Raw genomic sequence first — 17,271 nt, 5'->3', positions numbered from 1 at the left:
TATGCGCCGTTTATATTCGCTTCCTAAACTGGAGACATCTAAGAGGAGGGAAGCACAATGTATTTGGCCATTCGGGAAATGAGGTTCGCCAAAGTCCGCTATTCGCTCATTGCGATTATTATGCTGCTCGTCGCCTTCCTGGTTCTGTTCGTTACAGGGCTTGCGCGCGGGCTCGCCTATGATAACGCGGCGTCGATTCAAAATATGGACGCTACGCATTTTATTATGGAGAAGGATTCGAATCACCGCTTCACCCGTTCGCAACTCAGCGGACAAGTATTGGTGCAAGCAGGTTCAATCGCAGGACAGCAGAACGTGCAGCCGCTTGGCGTCAAGATGACCACCATGACGGCGGAGGGAACCGCCGGCAAGCTGGACGTGACGCTTCTCGGAATTAGGCCGGAGGGCTGGTTGATGCCCAAGGTGACCGAAGGTTCGGCTATCACATCAAACGGAACCGGACAAGTACTTGTGGATCGCAAGCTGAAGGATTCGGGGGTTGGCCTCGGAACGGTTTTGGTCGATCAGGCTTCGGGCTTGAAATGGACCGTTAGCGGCTTTGTCAGCGATGAATCGTTCAGCCATTCGCCGGCGGTATTTCTGAATGAACACGACTGGCGGCAGCTTCAGTTGGCAACCATGGCTCGACCGGGAACAGGAGGATCCGGAGACGAAAAGACCTACAGTGCGATTGCCGTAAAGGCGGATAAGCACCAAGCGGAGCAGCTTGTTTCAGCCCTCCCGGATTCGGAGATCGTTACAAAATCGGATGCCGTTTCGGCCATCCCTGGCTACAAGGAGGAGCAGGGCTCGCTGTGGATGATGATCATATTCTTGTTTATCATTTCTTCATTTGTCCTAGCGGTGTTTTTCTATGTCATCACCATCCAGAAGAGCAGCCAATTTGGTATTTTGAAGGCGATTGGCACACGGACGGCGTACCTTGTGCGAAGCGTCACCCTGCAAGTGTTGCTCTTATCGGCAGGGAGCCTTATTGTCAGTATGCTTCTTGTCCAAGCGATTGAAGCCGTCTTGCCCGGCGGAATGCCGTTCCAGCTTCAACCCTCTACGCTGGCGTATACTAGCGGCGCCTTTATCGCCATGTCGCTCGCCGGATCATTGCTTTCCGTCTGGAAAGTAACCAAAATAGACGCGCTGGATGCGATTGGGAGGAGTGCAGCATGAGACATAGACTGATCCTGGACAATATTACGCATACCTACGAGGATGGGGGCACGCAAAGAACGGTGCTCGATCATCTAAACTTGCAAGTATCGGAAGGGGAATTTGTCGCTGTCATGGGGCCTTCCGGATCCGGTAAGAGCACGTTCCTGTCGATCGCAGGCGCGCTCCTGGAGCCTACGAGCGGTACGGTTTTGCTGGACGGAGAATCGATAACCGGTAAAGAGAAGCAGGCGTTGTCCGACATGCGGCTGAACAAGATCGGATTTATTTTCCAAAATGCCAACCTGATTCCCTACTTGAAGGTGGAAGAACAGTTGATGCTGGTCGCAAAGTTGGGGGACATGAACAAAGCGAAGGCGAATGAGCGTATCCGGGAGCTGCTTCATACGCTGGGCTTGAACCACCGCAGAAATGCTTATCCCGACAAGTTGTCGGGCGGCGAGCGTCAGCGCGTCGCGATCGCAAGAGCGCTCATGAACGACCCGGCCGTGCTGATGGCGGATGAGCCGACGGCGAGCCTAGATGCCTCAAGGGGAATGGACGTTGTACGAATGATTGCCGGTGAGGCAAAAGAACGGGGCAAAAGCGCAATTATGGTTACGCATGACGAACGGGTTCTGCCGCTGTGTGATCGTGTTTTTTATTTGGAGAACGGTTGTCTGATTGAAAAATAATAAACCTCAAAGAAAGGGCCATCCCGCAGGATGGCCCTGAACTTGCCGTACGATCTCCATACAGTCAGCTTCATTTTTAAAGAAAAAAATATCCGAGTTAGCCGGCGCATCCTCGGTCTATCCGTCGCTTATTACAGACCATTATCTCTCCGCAGGGGATAGCTCTAATTTATCATCATGCGATTTCCTTGTTCTCTTCCCCTGTAATGTGGCTAGAACTACCCCGCAAATGATGAGAAAGGATCCTGCCACTTGCGTTAAGGAAATCGGGGTCCCAAGGGTGATATAACCTAAAACCATGGCGACAAACGGCTGTAAATTCAGAAACAGCGATGCTTTAGCCGCGCCTACTTTTCGAATCTGTCCATTCCAGATGACCGCGCATAAGCCCTGAATAAGCAGCGCCGATCCGATCAAGAGAACCCACCACCAGAAGCGGGGCTGGGCCTGTACGTGAGGCTCGCTCCACACCGCTACCGGGTATACCGAAATGCAGCCCAGCACCGTCGTATACACGGTTGCGACCAACGCGTCCATACGTTCCGTCAGCTTTCTCATCAGGATAATGGATCCTGATAACGCCAGCATACAGACAAACATGATCGAGATGCCTGGAGTGATGGCAATTCTCAAGCTTCCGCCATGTCCAACGACGAAGAAGACACCGGCGAAGGCGACAATCGAGCCTGCGGCCATGCGGATCGTAAATGGTTCTTTCAAAAATAAGCGGGCAAACAGCGCTGTAAAAATCGGAGCCAACGACAAGATGAGCGAAGCCGTCGTTGCGTCCGTTGTCCGAAGCCCCGTAAAGAAAGAAACTTGATGCAGCAGCATCCCGATCAGGACGAAAGGCACCAAATAAACGGAGTCACGTAACGTAATCTTCGTTAAGCGACGGGTTGCAGCCAAATAAATAAGCAGGAACACCGATGAAACCATAAGCCGGTATGCCGACAGGTGCAAGGCGGGAAATGCTTGTAGCAGCAACGAGCCTAAGACGAAATTGCTCCCGTAAAGGGTCGCACAAAATAAGAGAAGCAAATAAGATCGCAAGCAGATGCGCCTTCTTTCAAAGAAATAGAGATGACGGGACGGGTTTAAATGCGTTTGACTGCGATAAGCTCTATTTCAATCTTGGCGCCTCTTGGAAGTTTAGCCACTTCTACGGTTGTTCGGGCAGGGTGATGATCGCTGAAATATTGGCTGTACACTTCATTCATCTGTTGAAATTGCCCTAAATCCGTCATGAAAACGGATGTTTTTACAACATCTTCTAAGGAAAATCCGGCTTCAGCCAAGACGGCCTGCAGGTTCTTTAATGCTTGATGGGTTTGGTCAATGATGCCTTCCTTCAGATTTCCTTCGGCATCAATTGGCAGCATGCCCGAAGTGTAGACGGTATTTCCCAAAGCGATGGCTTGCGAATAAGGGCCGATTGCTGACGGTGCTTTTGTTGTTGTTATGGCGGTATGGCTCATCGTATGAAATTCCTCTCTGTCTTTTATAAATTCGTAATAAAAGGCCCGGGGCAACAATCCCGCGGGCCTCTCTAATTAGGCGAGCGATATCATTAAATCCGCTCTTGCAGCGGCATCTTTATTTCGCAGGTGCGTACGCTTCATCCAAGAAACCGCGGATGGCTTGAAAAGCCTGAAGTCTGTTTTTCTCCAGCAAAACCATGTGCGTCCCTTCTCCGATTTCGACCCAGCGGCGATAGGCAGCTCCTGTCAGGGAAGTGAAGAAATTTTGGGCTAACTCAAGGGGTACATCAATATCCCACTCGGCATGAACAAGAAGGACGGGAACGGTGATTTCCTTGGGATCATAGAAAGCTTTGCCAGCCGTCCAGTATTCGCGGATATCCAGGATAGGGCCGTTGGTCGCCCGAATATGCTCAGGATGATCGGTTAGGCTTCCTGGATCGGAAGCAAGGGTGGCTTTGACCCATTGTTCAAACCAGCCCTCCGGAATCAAATCTCCGCGTTTAGGTTCCGGCGCAGCGCTCAGCCAGCGTTCCTTCGTGCTGCCAACAGCAACAAGGCGATACGAACCAAGCGGACCTCCGGTATCGATCGGAACCGGTTTGGAGCTCAGCCATTGCGGAGCGACAAGCGTAAGCTTGGTTACCTTATCGTTGTTTTGGCTGGTATAAGCCCCCGCAACCGTTCCTCCCCAAGACATGCCCAGAACATTAACCTTCGTTAAATTCCGGTGTTTCAGAACATAGTCCACGGCTGTGCCAAAATCCCGGACCCCTGTTTCCGTACGGACAAGCGGTGGATTAAGGTCGGCAGGCTGCTCCATCTCGGGCGGTCTTGTCGAGCCGCCGTAGCCGCGAACGTCCACGGCGTACACGTCATAGCCATGGCTGGCAAGGTAGTCCAGAAAAGTGAAGCCGTCCAGCTCCACATCGTACAGACTGCCAATGGGATAGGTAGCGCCATGAACCATCACGATCGTTTTTTCGTTGGAGAAGGTATTCATGGAAGCTGGCCGTTTATTACGCACATAAAGTTCGATTCCGGGCGTATCGCTAGGGATACGAAGGTCTTCGGTCACGATATTTACATCCTTAAGAAAATCATGGGTTGTCATAAGCTCAACGCCTTTCGTATTGTGTTTGTATCAGGTCGTATTAAATAAATTCCCACTTGTATCCGTCCCCGCTTCGAGTCACGTACCCCGCCGCGCTTTCCGGAAAATGCGTGCTGAAATAAATGACTGGGCGATCCGCGATGTTCTCCAATACCTGGAGCCGTGAAACACGGGCTTTGTCGGTAAATTCGCAGTACATGGAATTCCATTCGGGGTTATAAACTTGGAACGGATGGTGCATCACATCGGCGCCAAATAAAGCTTCCTCTCCGCCGGTTTTAAGACGGATGGACATTTGGCCGATACTGTGGCCGGGCGTCGGTATGAATGTAAAAATATCAAGAAATTCCCCGCCATCAGGGCTAATCGTTTGCGTTAAGCCGGCTTCAACAACAGGCAATACGCTTTCTTCGTAAACGTTAAAGTTGGCTTCGTTTGCCTTGTTGTGGCTGGCCTCGCTCGAATAATATTGTTGTTCCGCCAGGGGAAATACGTATTTGGCATTTGGGAACGTCGGTACCCATTTTCCGTCAACGAGCTTCGTATTCCAACCGACATGGTCTACGTGCAGATGCGTCAGCAGAACGTAATCGACTTCCTCCGGTGTAACTCCCGCCTCTTTCAACCGCTCGAGATAAGGGAGATCAAGATTGGCGAGATCCGGATTTAAAGGCAGGTTTTTATCATTTCCTGTAGCCGTATCGATAAGGATCGTATGCTTCGGGGTTTTCACTACCCATGTTCCAATGCTAACGATAAGCTGAGAATTGCCATCGATCAGGCCGGCCGGAAGAGAGTCCCGATGTTCCTCCAGAAACTTGGGGTCCCACGATCCCGCAAAATACACTTCCGGTGGGACGCCGTCAAGCATCATCTCCGTGACACGTGTAACGGTAACGTCACCTACTTGATAGACCTTGGGAATTTTATTAGTCATTCTTTATGCCCCTTTCGTCCTTCTGACATGTTTCTATGAATCCGAATAACAAGGAACGGCTTTCCGGTGCCATCATGTGATTCGTGCCACGTAACCATCAAAAATTTCGCTGTAAATGAAAATTATTCTGTTGAGAATGAACGATCTGCCATACCCGGGTAAAATTCGTTCGTCAACGCTAATAAAATAGTAGCCCAATAAAACTAACAAATCAACGTTTTTACACCGTAATTCCGTCCTGGTAAAAGGGCTTGATATTGCTCGTGTTTACCCCTATTATAAAATTATGAATTTCGCTATCAGCGAAATTACTTCCGTAATTTAGGAGACTTACAAATGAACTCGATCGGTGAAACCATTCGAAGCACGCGAAAAAAACAGAAATTAACGCTCAAGAGGGTAGCCGAAGCGGCATCTGTATCCTTGTCTTTTCTTAGTGAAATTGAACGGGATAAGGCGAATCCCTCCATCAGTGTGCTTAAGCGCATAGCGAACGCATTAAACGTGAATTTTACGGATTTGTTCGGCGAGGAGAAGCGAAGCATTGTCGTTAGAAAAAACGAGCGCAAACCTTTGGTGCATTCCGAGGGTTCCCGCATTACCTGGTACGCGCTCAGCCAAGGAAGCAGCAACAAAATGGGACCGATCTGGGGAGTACTGGAAGAAGGAGCATCTTACGGTGACGTCAGCGTCGGCCATAGCGAAGGCGAGGAGTTTCTATTCGTTCACTCCGGGCGTTTGGAGTTTGTGCTTGGCAATGAACGTTATACGCTCGAAGAAGGGGACAGCATCTATTATGATGCCAGAACCCCCCATAGTTATAAGAATATCTGGGACGGTGAAACGCTACTCATAGCAGTTTCCACTCCGCCTACATTTTGACGGAACGAAATCAAAAATAAATCCTGTATGAACCTATAGCTCATTCGCCAAATAAAAAAGCGTGAACTGAAGAAAAATACGTTTTAGATTCCACTTGACACCATCGCGTTGGTTATATAACATTAACCCTAATAATTAAACTACGTTGAAAAGGAATAGTACGGTTTTTGAAGCGAACAGAGAGCTGTTGGACGGTGCGAAACAGACGCGGAGAAGATCGGAACTCGCCTTGGAGTTGCTCGCTGAACCCGTAAAGTAGGCGGAGCCGGAGCCTGACCGTTATCATCAGGAGGATGCAGGGTTGTCCGTTTTTTATAATCCCGTATCCGTAGAGTGCATGCCGACGACGGCATGAATTCGGAGTGGTACCGCGTAAGATGTCAAAGTCTTTCGTCTCTGTTGGTGGAGATGGAAGGCTTTTTTTGTGCGTTCGATCTTTGGCAGGTCAACGCAGGAAATCGATGAAGGGAAGGATATCCATGAAAAATGTAAACAAATACGCCAGAGGATATTTTATGCCGGCGGAGACCAGCTTGAAGTGGGCCCAAAAGGAATATATTACGGAGGCGCCGATTTGGTGCAGCGTTGACCTTCGCGACGGCAATCAGGCGTTGATCGTTCCGATGAATTTGGAGGAGAAGCTGGAATACTTCAAGATGCTCGTGGATATCGGGTTCAAGGAGATCGAAGTCGGATTTCCCGCGGCGTCGGAAACAGAGTTTGCCTTTTTGCGCACATTGATCGAGCAGGATTTGATTCCGGATGACGTCACGATCCAAGTGCTTACCCAATCAAGGGAGCACATCATCCGCAAAACGTTCGAATCGCTGAAAGGCGCGAAAAAAGCCGTTGTCCATCTGTACAACTCAACCTCCGTGGCGCAGCGGGAGCAGGTATTCCGCAAATCCAGGGAAGAGATTATCGACATTGCCGTGAGCGGCGCCAAGCTGCTGAAAGAATGCGCATCGGAGACGGAAGGGAACTTTCAGTTCCAGTATTCGCCGGAGAGCTTTACCGGGACGGAGATCGATTTTGCGCTGGACATCTGTAATCGCGTTCTGGACGTTTGGCATCCGACGGCGGAGAATCCGGTCATCATCAATCTTCCTGCAACGGTATCCATGTCGATGCCTCACGTCTACGCCAGCCAAATCGAGTATATGAGCGAGCACCTGAACTACCGGGAGCACGTGATTTTATCCGTCCATCCGCATAACGACAGAGGAACGGGCGTGGCTGACGCCGAACTGGGGATGCTGGCCGGAGCCCAGCGCGTCGAAGGGACGTTGTTCGGCAACGGAGAACGGACGGGGAACGTGGACATCGTCACGCTGGCCTTGAACATGTACTCGCACGGGGTGGATCCGAAGCTGAATTTCGAAAACATTCCTGCGATTGCCTCCGTGTATGAACGGCTGACCAAAATGAGAGTAAGCGAAAGACATCCTTACGGAGGCGAGCTCGTATTTACCGCGTTCTCCGGTTCGCATCAGGATGCCATCGCCAAAGGCATGAAATGGCGCGAGGAAAAGGAACCCGAGCATTGGTCGGTCCCTTATCTCCTGATTGATCCCAAGGACATCGGCAGGGAGTACGAAGGCGATATTATCCGCATTAACAGCCAGTCCGGCAAAGGCGGAATCGGATACGTGCTGCAAATGAAATACGGACTCGACCTCCCGGCGAAAATGCGCGAAAACTTCGGATACTTCGTGAAAAACGTATCGGATCAGCAGCAAAAGGAACTGATGCCCGATGAAATATACGATATTTTCATGAAAGAATACGTGAATATCAAAACGCCTGTCGAGTTTGTCAAATATCGCTTTACAGACAACGAAGATTTTCGCACCATCGTCACGATCCGCACCGGCAATGAAGTCAAGGAAATCGAAGGCACCGGCAACGGAAGACTTGATGCGATCAGCAATGCGCTGCAAACCGATCTTGGGCTGAATTATTCCGATTTGGTCTATACGGAGCATGCCCTGGAAACAGGTTCCAAATCGCAAGCCGTCTCTTATATCGGCATCAAGACTTCCGACGGCAGCGTATATTGGGGCTGCGGCATCGACGCCGACATTATGACCTCATCGGTAAAAGCGCTGTTTAGCGCCGTGAATCGGTTTAGCCGCAATGCCACGAACTGATCGCTTTTGAGGGAGGCTAAAGGTCCTCGTTTCCCGCTTGGAGAAGATGGGGGATCTCCTCACACCTGACGAATAACGAAGGAGCTGCCCACGCAGGCAGCTTCTTTTGTTTTTCGCCATTAGCCCAGTTACAATGAACCGTATCATAAATAACGGAAAATAAGAGCCGGATCTCAAACGTAGAAGATAGAACTAAGCGTCTTCTGGTGCTGTATGTTAGCATTACAATTTTGGCGCTTCGACAGATAGGGTGGACTGAAGCTCAATATATTTCATCATTTCGGATATGCCGTTCATTTGATTTTTTAATTGCTCATTCAGCTGCTGCAGCGCCATCTTGAAGGAGCGTTCAATCGCAGCGAAATCGGAGGTCTCTAAAGCCGTAAGAAGCTGTCTCATATTTTCAATAAAATAGACGGTTTTCCTTAAGCTGCTCAGCACGATAATCTTTTTTAATTCCCCCGACGTGAAGGTCCTATATCCGTTCTCCGGGTTCCGATTGGAGCGGATGAGACTCTCCTTTTCCCAATGTCGTTGGGGTCCGAGTACGGGAATAAGAGGGGGACTTTTGCTTGCGGAAAGCAAAGGCCCCCTCCGCGTTTTTGGCGGAAGAGGCCGGTTCCTAGTCGGTCGATGTGCATATCTGCTTCATGAATGCGGTCAAGGCGGCGGGGCTTTACAAGACGAAGACCTTGTCTTCTCCGCCAGCCTGGTAATCGACTCCTTGTCTTGTTCGGTTAATTGATCAAAGAAATGCTTGCGTATTGCTTTGGAGGCAATGGGACGGGCATCATCCAACGCCGATTTCCCGGCGGGAGTGATGATGACTTGAACGCCACGATCCGTGTTCAGCGGCTTCCTCCTCACGAGTCCACGTTTCTCCATCCGCGTCAAATGATGCGACAATCGGCTCTTATCCCAGTCCATCGAGTCGGCTAATTCCTGTTGGCGAAGGCTGCCGTCCCCAAGCAAGTCTAACCGGTCCAATACGCCATAATCACCTTCCGATAGTCCGGTCTGCTCGGATATTTCTTTGATTACGCGGCCGAAGATGGTCTGGAAGGAGCCTTTCCACATATGCCAAATTCGCATTTCTTCTTCATTTAGCTCGTTCTTATCCATAGAAACATCATATCATGGTTGACGCGTCAACCACAACATGTTATAGTGGATCCCTAGTTGATGTGTCAACCAAGGTGTGATCACACATGACGGGTTGAGGCGCAACCAAGTTTTTTATCCTTTGGGTTGACGTATCAACTCGATGATCCATTTTGGATACGAAGTTGGCGCATCAACCTGGAGCATTTACAAATAGCGCACTTCAATGCACGAAAGGAGATTTTTCAGGTGTAGGATAAACCCGTCGCCCTGGTTACCGGGGCCAACAAAGGAATCAGTCTTCAAATTGCCAAAGAACTCGCGGCACATGGCTTCATCGTACTCGTTGGGTCGCGCAGCCTTAAGAATGGGGAGGAGGCTGCGAAAAGCGTCGGAGCGGACGCGCGCGCCCTCCAGCTCGACGTCACAAATCAAGCCTCCATCGACGCTGCGGCAGAGCGTATCCGCCTTGAGCTCGGCCGTCTCGACGTGCTCGTGAACAATGCGGGCATCTCGCATGCAGGTAATCCGGGCCGGCCGCTTGAGGAAATAGCGGAATCGTGCCGGCCAAGCGTCGCTTCTCTTGACGAGGTACGCACGGTGTTTGAGACGGACGTGTTTGGCGTCCTCGCTGTCACCCAAGCGATGCTGCCGCTCCTGCGTAAGGCGCCGGCGGCACGCATTGTCAACGTATCCAGCGAAGCGGGATCGTTGAGGCTCAACGCCGACCCGGCCAATCCGCATCGCCCGATGTTCGGTGCCGTGTACAGCCCGTCGAAGACCGCCCTTAACGCCGTGACGCTTGCTTTCGCCATTGAACTCGAGTCGACGGGCATCGAGGTCAACGCAGCCTGCCCGGGCTTTACCGGGACGGACGTCAACAACTTCGCGGGCACGCGCAACGTCGAACAGGGGGCACGCGAACCCGTGCGCCTGGCGCTCATTCGATCAGAACGGTCCGACAGGCACGTTTTCGAACGAGGACGGCCCGCTCCCATGGTAATGCAGCCTCTAGTGATTGATCCAAACCCAATTCTCTCAACGAAAGGAACTTTAATTATGGAAATCAACGTTAATACACCTACTCCAATCATCTCGGTAAAACCGGTAGTGCTGCCCGCCCCGGAACGGGGTGAGGATCTGCAAGTGCGGGTGTCTGCGCCCGCAACGGGGCACGACCTGCCCATTATCGTTTTCTCGCACGGCTTTGGCTCGTCGATGGACGGCTACGCCCCGTTGGTGGACTTCTGGGCCGCACACGGCTTCGTGGTCATTCAACCCACCCACCTCGACTCGAGAACGCTGAATCTTCCTCCCGAAGATTCCCGAACACCGCTGATCTGGCGCATTCGGGTCGATGACCTGAAGCGCATCCTCGACCAGCTTGATCGGATTGAAGCTTCCGTGCCCGGCCTCAGCGGGCGCCTGGATCGAAGCCGCATCGCCGCAGCCGGACACTCCTGGGGAGGCCAGACGGTGAGCACGCTGCTCGGCGCCCGTGTACTTGATGCCGACGGCAAGCCGGGAGAGGATATGTCCGACCCGCGGATTAAGGCCGGCGTCCTGCTTGCCACGACCGGTAAGGGTGACGCCGATTTAAGCCCGTTCGCGGCCGAGCACTTCCCTTTCATGAACCCGAGCTTCGCGGACATGAACACGCCGACCCTCGTGGTTGCGGGGGACCAGGATCAGTCCCGGCTATCCACCCGGGGGCCGGACTGGTTCGCCGACCCGTACTTCCTGAGCCCGGGCAGCAAGAGCCTGCTCACCCTTTTCGGGGGAGAGCACTCGCTGGGCGGAATTCCCGGATACAACGTCACGGAGACGACGGACGAGAACCCCGAACGGGTCGCCCTGCTCCAGAAGGTCACATGGGCCTATCTGCGCAGCGCGCTCGGCATCGACGATTCAAGCTGGGCGGCAGCCCGCGCTGCTCTGGAAGAGAGCGGCAACCCGCTGGGGCGCATCGAGTCCAAATAAGGGCTTGACGGCGTATGACCTGACAGCCATGTCGGTACCAGTCGCCTGGCCGCGAGAGTGCCAATTCGACAATCGGTGCCGGGTGCGCAGGGTGACGGGGTTTATCCATCATGAAAAAGCATAATAAATACACGACTGTCCTTCATTGCCAGTTGAACAAAGCGATCTTAAAAAGGCCATCCCTCACAGGATGGCCTTGACGTTGTAACAGCGCCTGAAAACTTCGGCTTTTTCCATCGAAACGGAAATAACCTTGCTTCGGAGCATTTGGGAAATTCAATCGCCTTTGGTGCCGATTTCGTTAGTGCTGCGGAAGGCCCGGCGGCCGATCAAGCCGACTCCCAGCGCCAGCAAAGTTAGGACTGCCGCTAACAAGTAGAGGTTCACGATACCGAGCCATTCGGCAAGGGCCGCCATGACCAGCAGCGAAATGCAGAACACCAGATTCAGCAGGGAGGCTTGGACGGACATCACTTTGGGCAGCATGTCATTGTCCACGCTGCGCTGAATCAACGTGCGCCGATTGATCATCGAGAGCTCGGCGAACGGGCCCATCAGCAGCACGAGGATGAGTGCGATAAAGGGTTGGGTGTTGAGCGCATAAATGGCCGTCAGGACGCCATAACCCGCCATGCCGATCAGCATGGCGGCCAGGAAATTGCTGCCGATGGCGCGTGCCATGGCCAGAACCAGCAGTCCGCCGCCAACCGAACCCGCAAAATAGGCCGCATTAATGAAGCCCCACCATTCTTCGCCCTTGCCGAGCGCCACTTGAACGAAGGCCAGCGTAAAGGCGCCGACCCATACCGAACCGCCCAGCATGTCGATGATATCCATAAAGGTCAGCAGCCGCAGTCGAGGTACCTTCCAGATCATTTTCCAGCCCTCGGTCAAGGTGTGCCATTTGGTAGTGGAAGCTGCCGCTCCATTGCCTCCAGGCAAGACATCGGTCGACTGCGGCCCGGACTGGGCCTCCGCCGGCTCCTTGACGCCCAGCGTAAAAGCGGCCGCCAACCCGTAGATGACGGCTGTCAGCAGCAGCGTGTGACTTGGCCCCAGCAAGGCGACGATCACGCCGCTCAGCCCCCAACCGGCAAACATGACCACCTGATCGCTGACGCTAATCAGACTGTTTGCTTTGAGCAGGCCCTGTTCATGGGCGACCAGCCGGGGAACCAGCGCGTTGCGGGCGGGAACCGTCCATCCATCGAGGAAAGACATGGCAAAAACCAGCGCAAACACAAGAACAAGCAGAGCATCGCTTCCTTGAAGCTGCAGGTATACGGCCAAGCATATGAACAGGAGAAACTGGCCCGTCTGCGAAAGAAGCAGCAGAGCCGGAAGTTTAAAGCGGTTCATCAGCAGCGGCGCGATCAGGCCGCTCACCATTTGTGCCCCGCTGCGCATCAGCGGCATAAACGCCGCCGACACCAGCGATTCGGTCCGGGTTAATACCAATACGGTAAGCGCCATGATATAGAGCACATCCGCAGCATTCGCCGCAGTCTGGGTGGTCCACAGGAAATAGAAAGGACGGGTTAGGATCGATGATTTCATTGCGTTTTTTAGTCTCCATTTCTATGTACATGAAGGAAAATGCTTACAACAAGATTAAGGATACGGCAACATGAAGGTTTTGACAATAAAGTGGTAACGGGGCTTTCTTCTGACAAGCATCGAGGGTTGCTTTGACTTGTCGATCCCGCATTGCAGGAGTCCAAACATTTGTTATAGCTATTAGCTATAACAAGCTATAACCTTTTGGTAGAACGGTATAACCAATCCCGTGTGCTATATTGATCTTATTATTATTTTCCGAGGAGATTAATCGATGAGCATACAAACCGAACCTAAAAAGAGAACCGTTACTCCGTTTCGATATGATATCGTTGGCAGCTTCCTGCGCCCTCAGGCGTTGAAAGAGGCTAGACTAAAATTTCAAAACGGCGAACTGACCGCCGAGCAGTTGAATGAAGTGGAGAACGCCGAAATCGTTAAGCTTGTACAGAAACAAAAAGAGGTTGGTCTTCAAGCCGTAACTGACGGCGAGTTCCGCCGCTCCTGGTGGCACTTGGACTTTTTCTGGGGTTTTGACGGCGTAGAACGGACCTTTATTGACCAAGGCTATCGATTTAACGGCGCGGAATCCAGACCCGAAACCGCCCGCCTGACCGGTAAAATCGGTTACAGCAGTCACCCGTTTGTTTCGCACTATGTTTTTTTAAAAGGGGTTGCAGGCGAGGACGTCGTTGCGCGTCAATCCATTCCTGCAGCCGCGCAGTTCCTGTTCGAGCTGGACCGGGCAGAAAATCAGGAAAGCACGAAGGCCGTCTACCCGAATCGGGAAGAGCTTGTTTCGGATATTGCCAAAGCGTACAAAGCGGCGGTTCTTGCCTTCTATGAAGCCGGCTGCCGCAGCATTCAATTCGACGATTGCACGTGGGGGGCGCTTTGCGACGAACAGTTTATGGCATTCATGAAGCGGGCTGGCGTGGACGTAGCGGAATATGCGAACGAATTTGCCAAATTGAACGAGGAAGTGGTATCGGGTTTGCCGGAAGACCTCATCGTAACGACGCATGTCTGCCGCGGCAATTATGTTTCCACTTATGCCGGAGTAGGGGGAGGTTACGAGCCGATCGCGCAAACGCTCCTCGGCATCGACAACTATTCCGGCTACTATCTGGAGTTCGATACCGAACGGGCAGGGGATTTCAAGCCGCTTCGCTTCCTGAAGGACAATCAGCAGGTTGTGCTGGGCCTGTTCTCTTCCAAATTCGGCGAGCTTGAAAGCAAGGAGGATATTCTGAAACGGATCGAGGAAGCGACGCAATACGTCGATCTGAACCGGATTTGCCTGAGCCCGCAATGCGGCTTCGCCTCCACGGAAGAAGGCAACCACTTGACCGAGGAGCAGCAGTGGCGCAAGCTTGCTTTTATTAAAGAAATTGCCGAAGAGATCTGGAAATAATCCATATGTCGTAAGCGGAATAAACCGATATAGCCGTACGGAGGATCATCCGTACGGCTAAAGGTGCATTCCGAGCATGTTATGGGGGAGTTACTCTACCGTCCCTTGAGTTACCCCATGAACGTACGTTTGCCAAGGGGTATCCAGCGCCCCTTGCCCCGGGTTGTACGTAAAGAAGTACTCGACCTTATCCCCATGCTTCAGGTTTTGGACGGGATAGGTATAGTTGCCGTTCCCCGTTGGGGTCATGGCGACGTTCAGCTGCACGCCGTTGTTGACCTTGTAGTGCAAATCGGCAAAGGTTGCGCCATTGACATAGAACAGCAGGTCGTCGCCGATTTTTTTCAGGCCCTTCACCTCATCGCCGATGACGATGACGGTGGACGGCGCGGGCACAACGGTAATTGTGGCGCTGGATTTTTTATTGCCGTCGGCGGTTGTCGCCGTAACGGTTGTCGTGCCCGGAGCGAGTCCGGTCACGAGGCCGTTCTGACTCACGGAAGCGATGCCGTTATTGGCTGCGGACCAGTTGACCTGCTTGTTCGTTGCGTTCGATGGCGTCACAGCGGCGGTTAACTGTACCTTCTGTCCGACTTCTACCTGTGCCGAAGCCGGGTTCACCGTGACGCCGGTCACCGGCACGTTTCCGGGATTCTGCCCGCCCTGGCCTGCTTTGTATACCCGTACATAGTCCACCTGCATCGTTGCAGGGATATCGGACGGATCCGGGGTGTGGCCGCCGTCAAAGGCCCCGCCGATCGCCAAGTTCATAATAAGGTAAAACGGCTGATCGAAAGGTGCGTTCGGATTGTTCGGCGCTGCCGCGGAATACCATTGATCCCGGGTCGTTTTAAAGAAGAACTTGCCGTCCACGTACCATTTTATGTTGTCCTCTTCCCAGACCACGGAATAGACATGATAGTCATTGGCAAAGGTTTGACCTTCAGGGAAATGATATTCGCCGGAAAGATGCCGGTTCGCCGGCCATTGCCCGCCGAAGTGGATGGCGCCGCTCGTCGCGCCTGGCAAGCGTCCTCTTGCTTCCATCACATCGATTTCACCGGAGGATGCCCATGTCCCATACGCATTATCTTGCGGAAGCATCCAGAGCGCAGGCCAGATGCCGCTGCCTGTCGGCAGCTTGGCACGGAAGTCCACCCGGCCGTACTTGAGGGAAAAACGGTCTTTGGTGTTTATTTTCCCGGAAGAGTATTGGGCATACCGATTCGGATCCTGCGGGAAGGATTTCGGCTCGTTTAAGGCTCTGATATTTAATTTCCCGTCCTGCACAAAAACATTTTGCGCGCTGTCGGTGTAATGCTGAAGCTCCGAATTGCCCCAGCCCCAGGTGTTGGGATCGTCATTGAGATAATAACCCGTTTCATAGTTCCACTTGCTTCGATCAAGCGAGGTCCCGTTAAATTCATCCTGCCAGACAAGATTCATGCCTTCGATGGCCGGATCGCTTGGCGTTCCGATCGGAATATCCTCCTGACCGGTGACGTCCGGGCGGGGAGCATCCGGATTGCCGATCAAGGTGTAATTGACGAAATTGTTGCCCACGTTTCCACCTGCCTGTCCATTTAGTGGATAGCCGATTCGGATCTGCATGTCCTCTTGAATCGGCTGGAACCATAGGCCATAGATATAGTCGGCCCAATATCCCCACTGATTGGCATCGGACATATGATTGTAGCCGTTCGCTGAATATACAAATCGGCTCTGACTCGAATTGTCCAAATCCACCCATTGCCCGTTGATGTTGATCTGATATACGAATTTGTCAAGCTCGGTGCCGATTGGCGCCCCTCCGTCGATTTTAGGCAGCGGGATGCCGATGGCCCCGTTTGCATCCGCGGTAAAGGTTGTTCCTTCATAAGGCGTAAGGACGAATGAATTTCTCGCGGAACCGGGAAAGGTGATCGTATACACGACGTTAGCCGAAGAGGTTTTGGATTCGAGTTTGACGTTGATCGATTCCTTGACGGTAAACCAATAACCGCCGCCTCCGTCGGTGAATTGGCCGAAGTTCTGATCATAGATCCAACCGCTGGCTGCATTGTTGTCGATGTCGACCCATTCGCTGCTGTTTACAGGCTTCACTAACACTTTCAAATCATCCGCGACAGCTTCATAGGTAATGGACGGGTCATTGTTGAAAACCGGATAGGTAAACCCGGCACCGCCCGTAAAACCCGCCGTAATTTGCGGCCCTTGCGTCGGGGTCATCGCCGTAATGGTAGTTTTGTTGATGTTTTCAAAAACGAGGGTGTAGTCCAGAGTAACCCCATTCGCTTTGGAGTACAGCTGAATATTGGTCGTCGCGGAGAGGGTAAACCAATAGCCGGTAAAGCCGCCGTCGTTCCAGTGCCCCCAGTTCTGGTTATAAACAAAGCTGCCGACGCTGTCGATATCGACCCAGTTGCCGTTTACTTTCACCTTGACGCCCAAGTCTTGGGCCACATCATTCCAGGTGGCGGAGCCCCCGTTGAATACGGGCATGACAAAACCGTAGCTGGCCTGGCCAACCCCCGATTTTGTGATGACGGGTCCGTCTGATGCCGAAAAATAAGACATCGAGGTAATGGTGGTTCCGGCCGTCCCGGCAGCTTGAACCTGCGAAGTTGGCCATAGGCCGACGCCGGCCAGCATCAAGATCCCAAGGAACAGACTCACTGCCTTTTTCCTAAACAGCCTTTCCGTAGCGTAAGATCGCTTCATAAATACCCCCCCTTAAAAAATATTGGAGCTCCAGCTGGTTGAGTGGGTAAGAAAACGCTTACAGATGGAGCCATC

The 17,271-nt window shown here is 52.5% G+C and carries 14 protein-coding genes, 1 pseudogene and 1 other annotated feature; of the genes and pseudogenes, 7 read left to right on the top strand and 8 right to left on the bottom strand.

Features of this window, described 5'->3' with window-relative positions; all coding sequences use genetic code 11:
• The first annotated feature begins 57 nt into the window (after positions 1–57).
• A complete protein-coding gene (locus tag GQY55_RS16510; protein WP_160042972.1) occupies positions 58–1,185 on the top strand; it encodes an ABC transporter permease in 1,128 nt (375 codons plus the stop codon).
• The gene (locus tag GQY55_RS16505; RefSeq protein ID WP_160042971.1) at positions 1,182–1,859 is read left to right on the top strand and encodes an ABC transporter ATP-binding protein; all 678 of its coding nucleotides are present in this window, start codon (positions 1,182–1,184) and stop codon (positions 1,857–1,859) included. Before GQY55_RS16510 ends, GQY55_RS16505 begins: the two co-directional genes overlap by 4 nt.
• Before the next feature lie 141 nt (positions 1,860–2,000).
• Here GQY55_RS16505 and GQY55_RS16500 read toward each other — a convergent pair whose 3' ends face one another.
• The 4 genes from GQY55_RS16500 to GQY55_RS16485 all read right to left on the bottom strand — a co-directional run bounded on the left by GQY55_RS16500 (position 2,001) and on the right by GQY55_RS16485 (position 5,391).
• Positions 2,001–2,900 carry a DMT family transporter gene (locus GQY55_RS16500; protein WP_328803744.1) on the bottom strand — a complete coding sequence of 300 codons (900 nt, stop codon included), beginning with the start codon at positions 2,898–2,900 and terminating at the stop codon, positions 2,001–2,003.
• Between the two features lie 56 nt (positions 2,901–2,956).
• A complete protein-coding gene (locus GQY55_RS16495; protein ID WP_160042969.1) occupies positions 2,957–3,337 on the bottom strand; it encodes a RidA family protein in 381 nt (126 codons plus the stop codon).
• 118 nt (positions 3,338–3,455) lie between these two features.
• Positions 3,456–4,418 carry an alpha/beta hydrolase gene (locus GQY55_RS16490; RefSeq protein WP_236575660.1) on the bottom strand — a complete coding sequence of 321 codons (963 nt, stop codon included), beginning with the start codon at positions 4,416–4,418 and terminating at the stop codon, positions 3,456–3,458.
• Between the two features lie 76 nt (positions 4,419–4,494).
• The gene (locus tag GQY55_RS16485) at positions 4,495–5,391 is read right to left on the bottom strand and encodes an MBL fold metallo-hydrolase (RefSeq protein WP_160042967.1); all 897 of its coding nucleotides are present in this window, start codon (positions 5,389–5,391) and stop codon (positions 4,495–4,497) included.
• Between the two features lie 336 nt (positions 5,392–5,727).
• On the opposite strand from GQY55_RS16485, the gene GQY55_RS16480 reads away from it, so the two are divergent.
• Positions 5,728–6,273, top strand: coding sequence for a helix-turn-helix domain-containing protein (locus GQY55_RS16480; RefSeq protein WP_160042966.1), 546 nt, complete (start codon positions 5,728–5,730; stop codon positions 6,271–6,273).
• 136 nt (positions 6,274–6,409) lie between these two features.
• Positions 6,410–6,674: a binding site (T-box leader), on the top strand.
• A gap of 78 nt (positions 6,675–6,752) precedes the next feature.
• A complete protein-coding gene (gene leuA / locus GQY55_RS16475; protein WP_160042965.1) occupies positions 6,753–8,423 on the top strand; it encodes a 2-isopropylmalate synthase in 1,671 nt (556 codons plus the stop codon).
• Between the two features lie 222 nt (positions 8,424–8,645).
• Here the strand turns inward: leuA and GQY55_RS31960 are convergent, their stop codons facing one another.
• Together GQY55_RS31960 and GQY55_RS16465 are read right to left on the bottom strand one after the other, a co-directional pair.
• The gene (locus tag GQY55_RS31960) at positions 8,646–8,822 is read right to left on the bottom strand and encodes a hypothetical protein (protein WP_328803743.1); all 177 of its coding nucleotides are present in this window, start codon (positions 8,820–8,822) and stop codon (positions 8,646–8,648) included.
• Between the two features lie 261 nt (positions 8,823–9,083).
• Entirely contained in the window at positions 9,084–9,545 is a 462-nt protein-coding gene (locus tag GQY55_RS16465; RefSeq protein WP_160042964.1) for a MarR family winged helix-turn-helix transcriptional regulator, read from the bottom strand.
• A 249-nt stretch (positions 9,546–9,794) separates the two neighbouring features.
• Here GQY55_RS16465 and GQY55_RS16460 point away from each other — a divergent pair.
• Together GQY55_RS16460 and GQY55_RS16455 are read left to right on the top strand one after the other, a co-directional pair.
• Positions 9,795–10,355, top strand: a pseudogene (locus GQY55_RS16460) (SDR family NAD(P)-dependent oxidoreductase); the annotation flags it as partial.
• Between the two features lie 228 nt (positions 10,356–10,583).
• On the top strand, positions 10,584–11,504 hold the full coding sequence (locus GQY55_RS16455; protein WP_160042963.1) for an alpha/beta hydrolase family protein: 921 nt from the start codon (positions 10,584–10,586) through the stop codon (positions 11,502–11,504).
• A gap of 276 nt (positions 11,505–11,780) precedes the next feature.
• Here GQY55_RS16455 and GQY55_RS16450 read toward each other — a convergent pair whose 3' ends face one another.
• Positions 11,781–13,061 (bottom strand): MFS transporter, encoded by a 1,281-nt coding sequence (locus GQY55_RS16450; protein ID WP_160042962.1) that lies wholly within the window; start codon positions 13,059–13,061, stop codon positions 11,781–11,783.
• 274 nt (positions 13,062–13,335) lie between these two features.
• Here GQY55_RS16450 and GQY55_RS16445 point away from each other — a divergent pair, with 274 nt between their 5' ends.
• Positions 13,336–14,475 carry a 5-methyltetrahydropteroyltriglutamate--homocysteine S-methyltransferase gene (locus GQY55_RS16445; RefSeq protein WP_160042961.1) on the top strand — a complete coding sequence of 380 codons (1,140 nt, stop codon included), beginning with the start codon at positions 13,336–13,338 and terminating at the stop codon, positions 14,473–14,475.
• Between the two features lie 90 nt (positions 14,476–14,565).
• On the opposite strand, the gene GQY55_RS16440 is transcribed toward GQY55_RS16445, so the two are convergent.
• Positions 14,566–17,196 (bottom strand): family 16 glycosylhydrolase, encoded by a 2,631-nt coding sequence (locus GQY55_RS16440; RefSeq protein ID WP_160042960.1) that lies wholly within the window; start codon positions 17,194–17,196, stop codon positions 14,566–14,568.
• Between the last annotated feature and the right edge of the window lie 75 nt (positions 17,197–17,271).

Source organism: Paenibacillus sp. USDA918EY (assembly GCF_009870825.1).
In the GTDB taxonomy this organism is placed as follows: domain Bacteria; phylum Bacillota; class Bacilli; order Paenibacillales; family Paenibacillaceae; genus Paenibacillus_AQ; species Paenibacillus_AQ albilobatus.
Note: the sequence above shows the minus strand (reverse complement) of the source record. Positions and strands in the feature narration are given on the sequence as shown.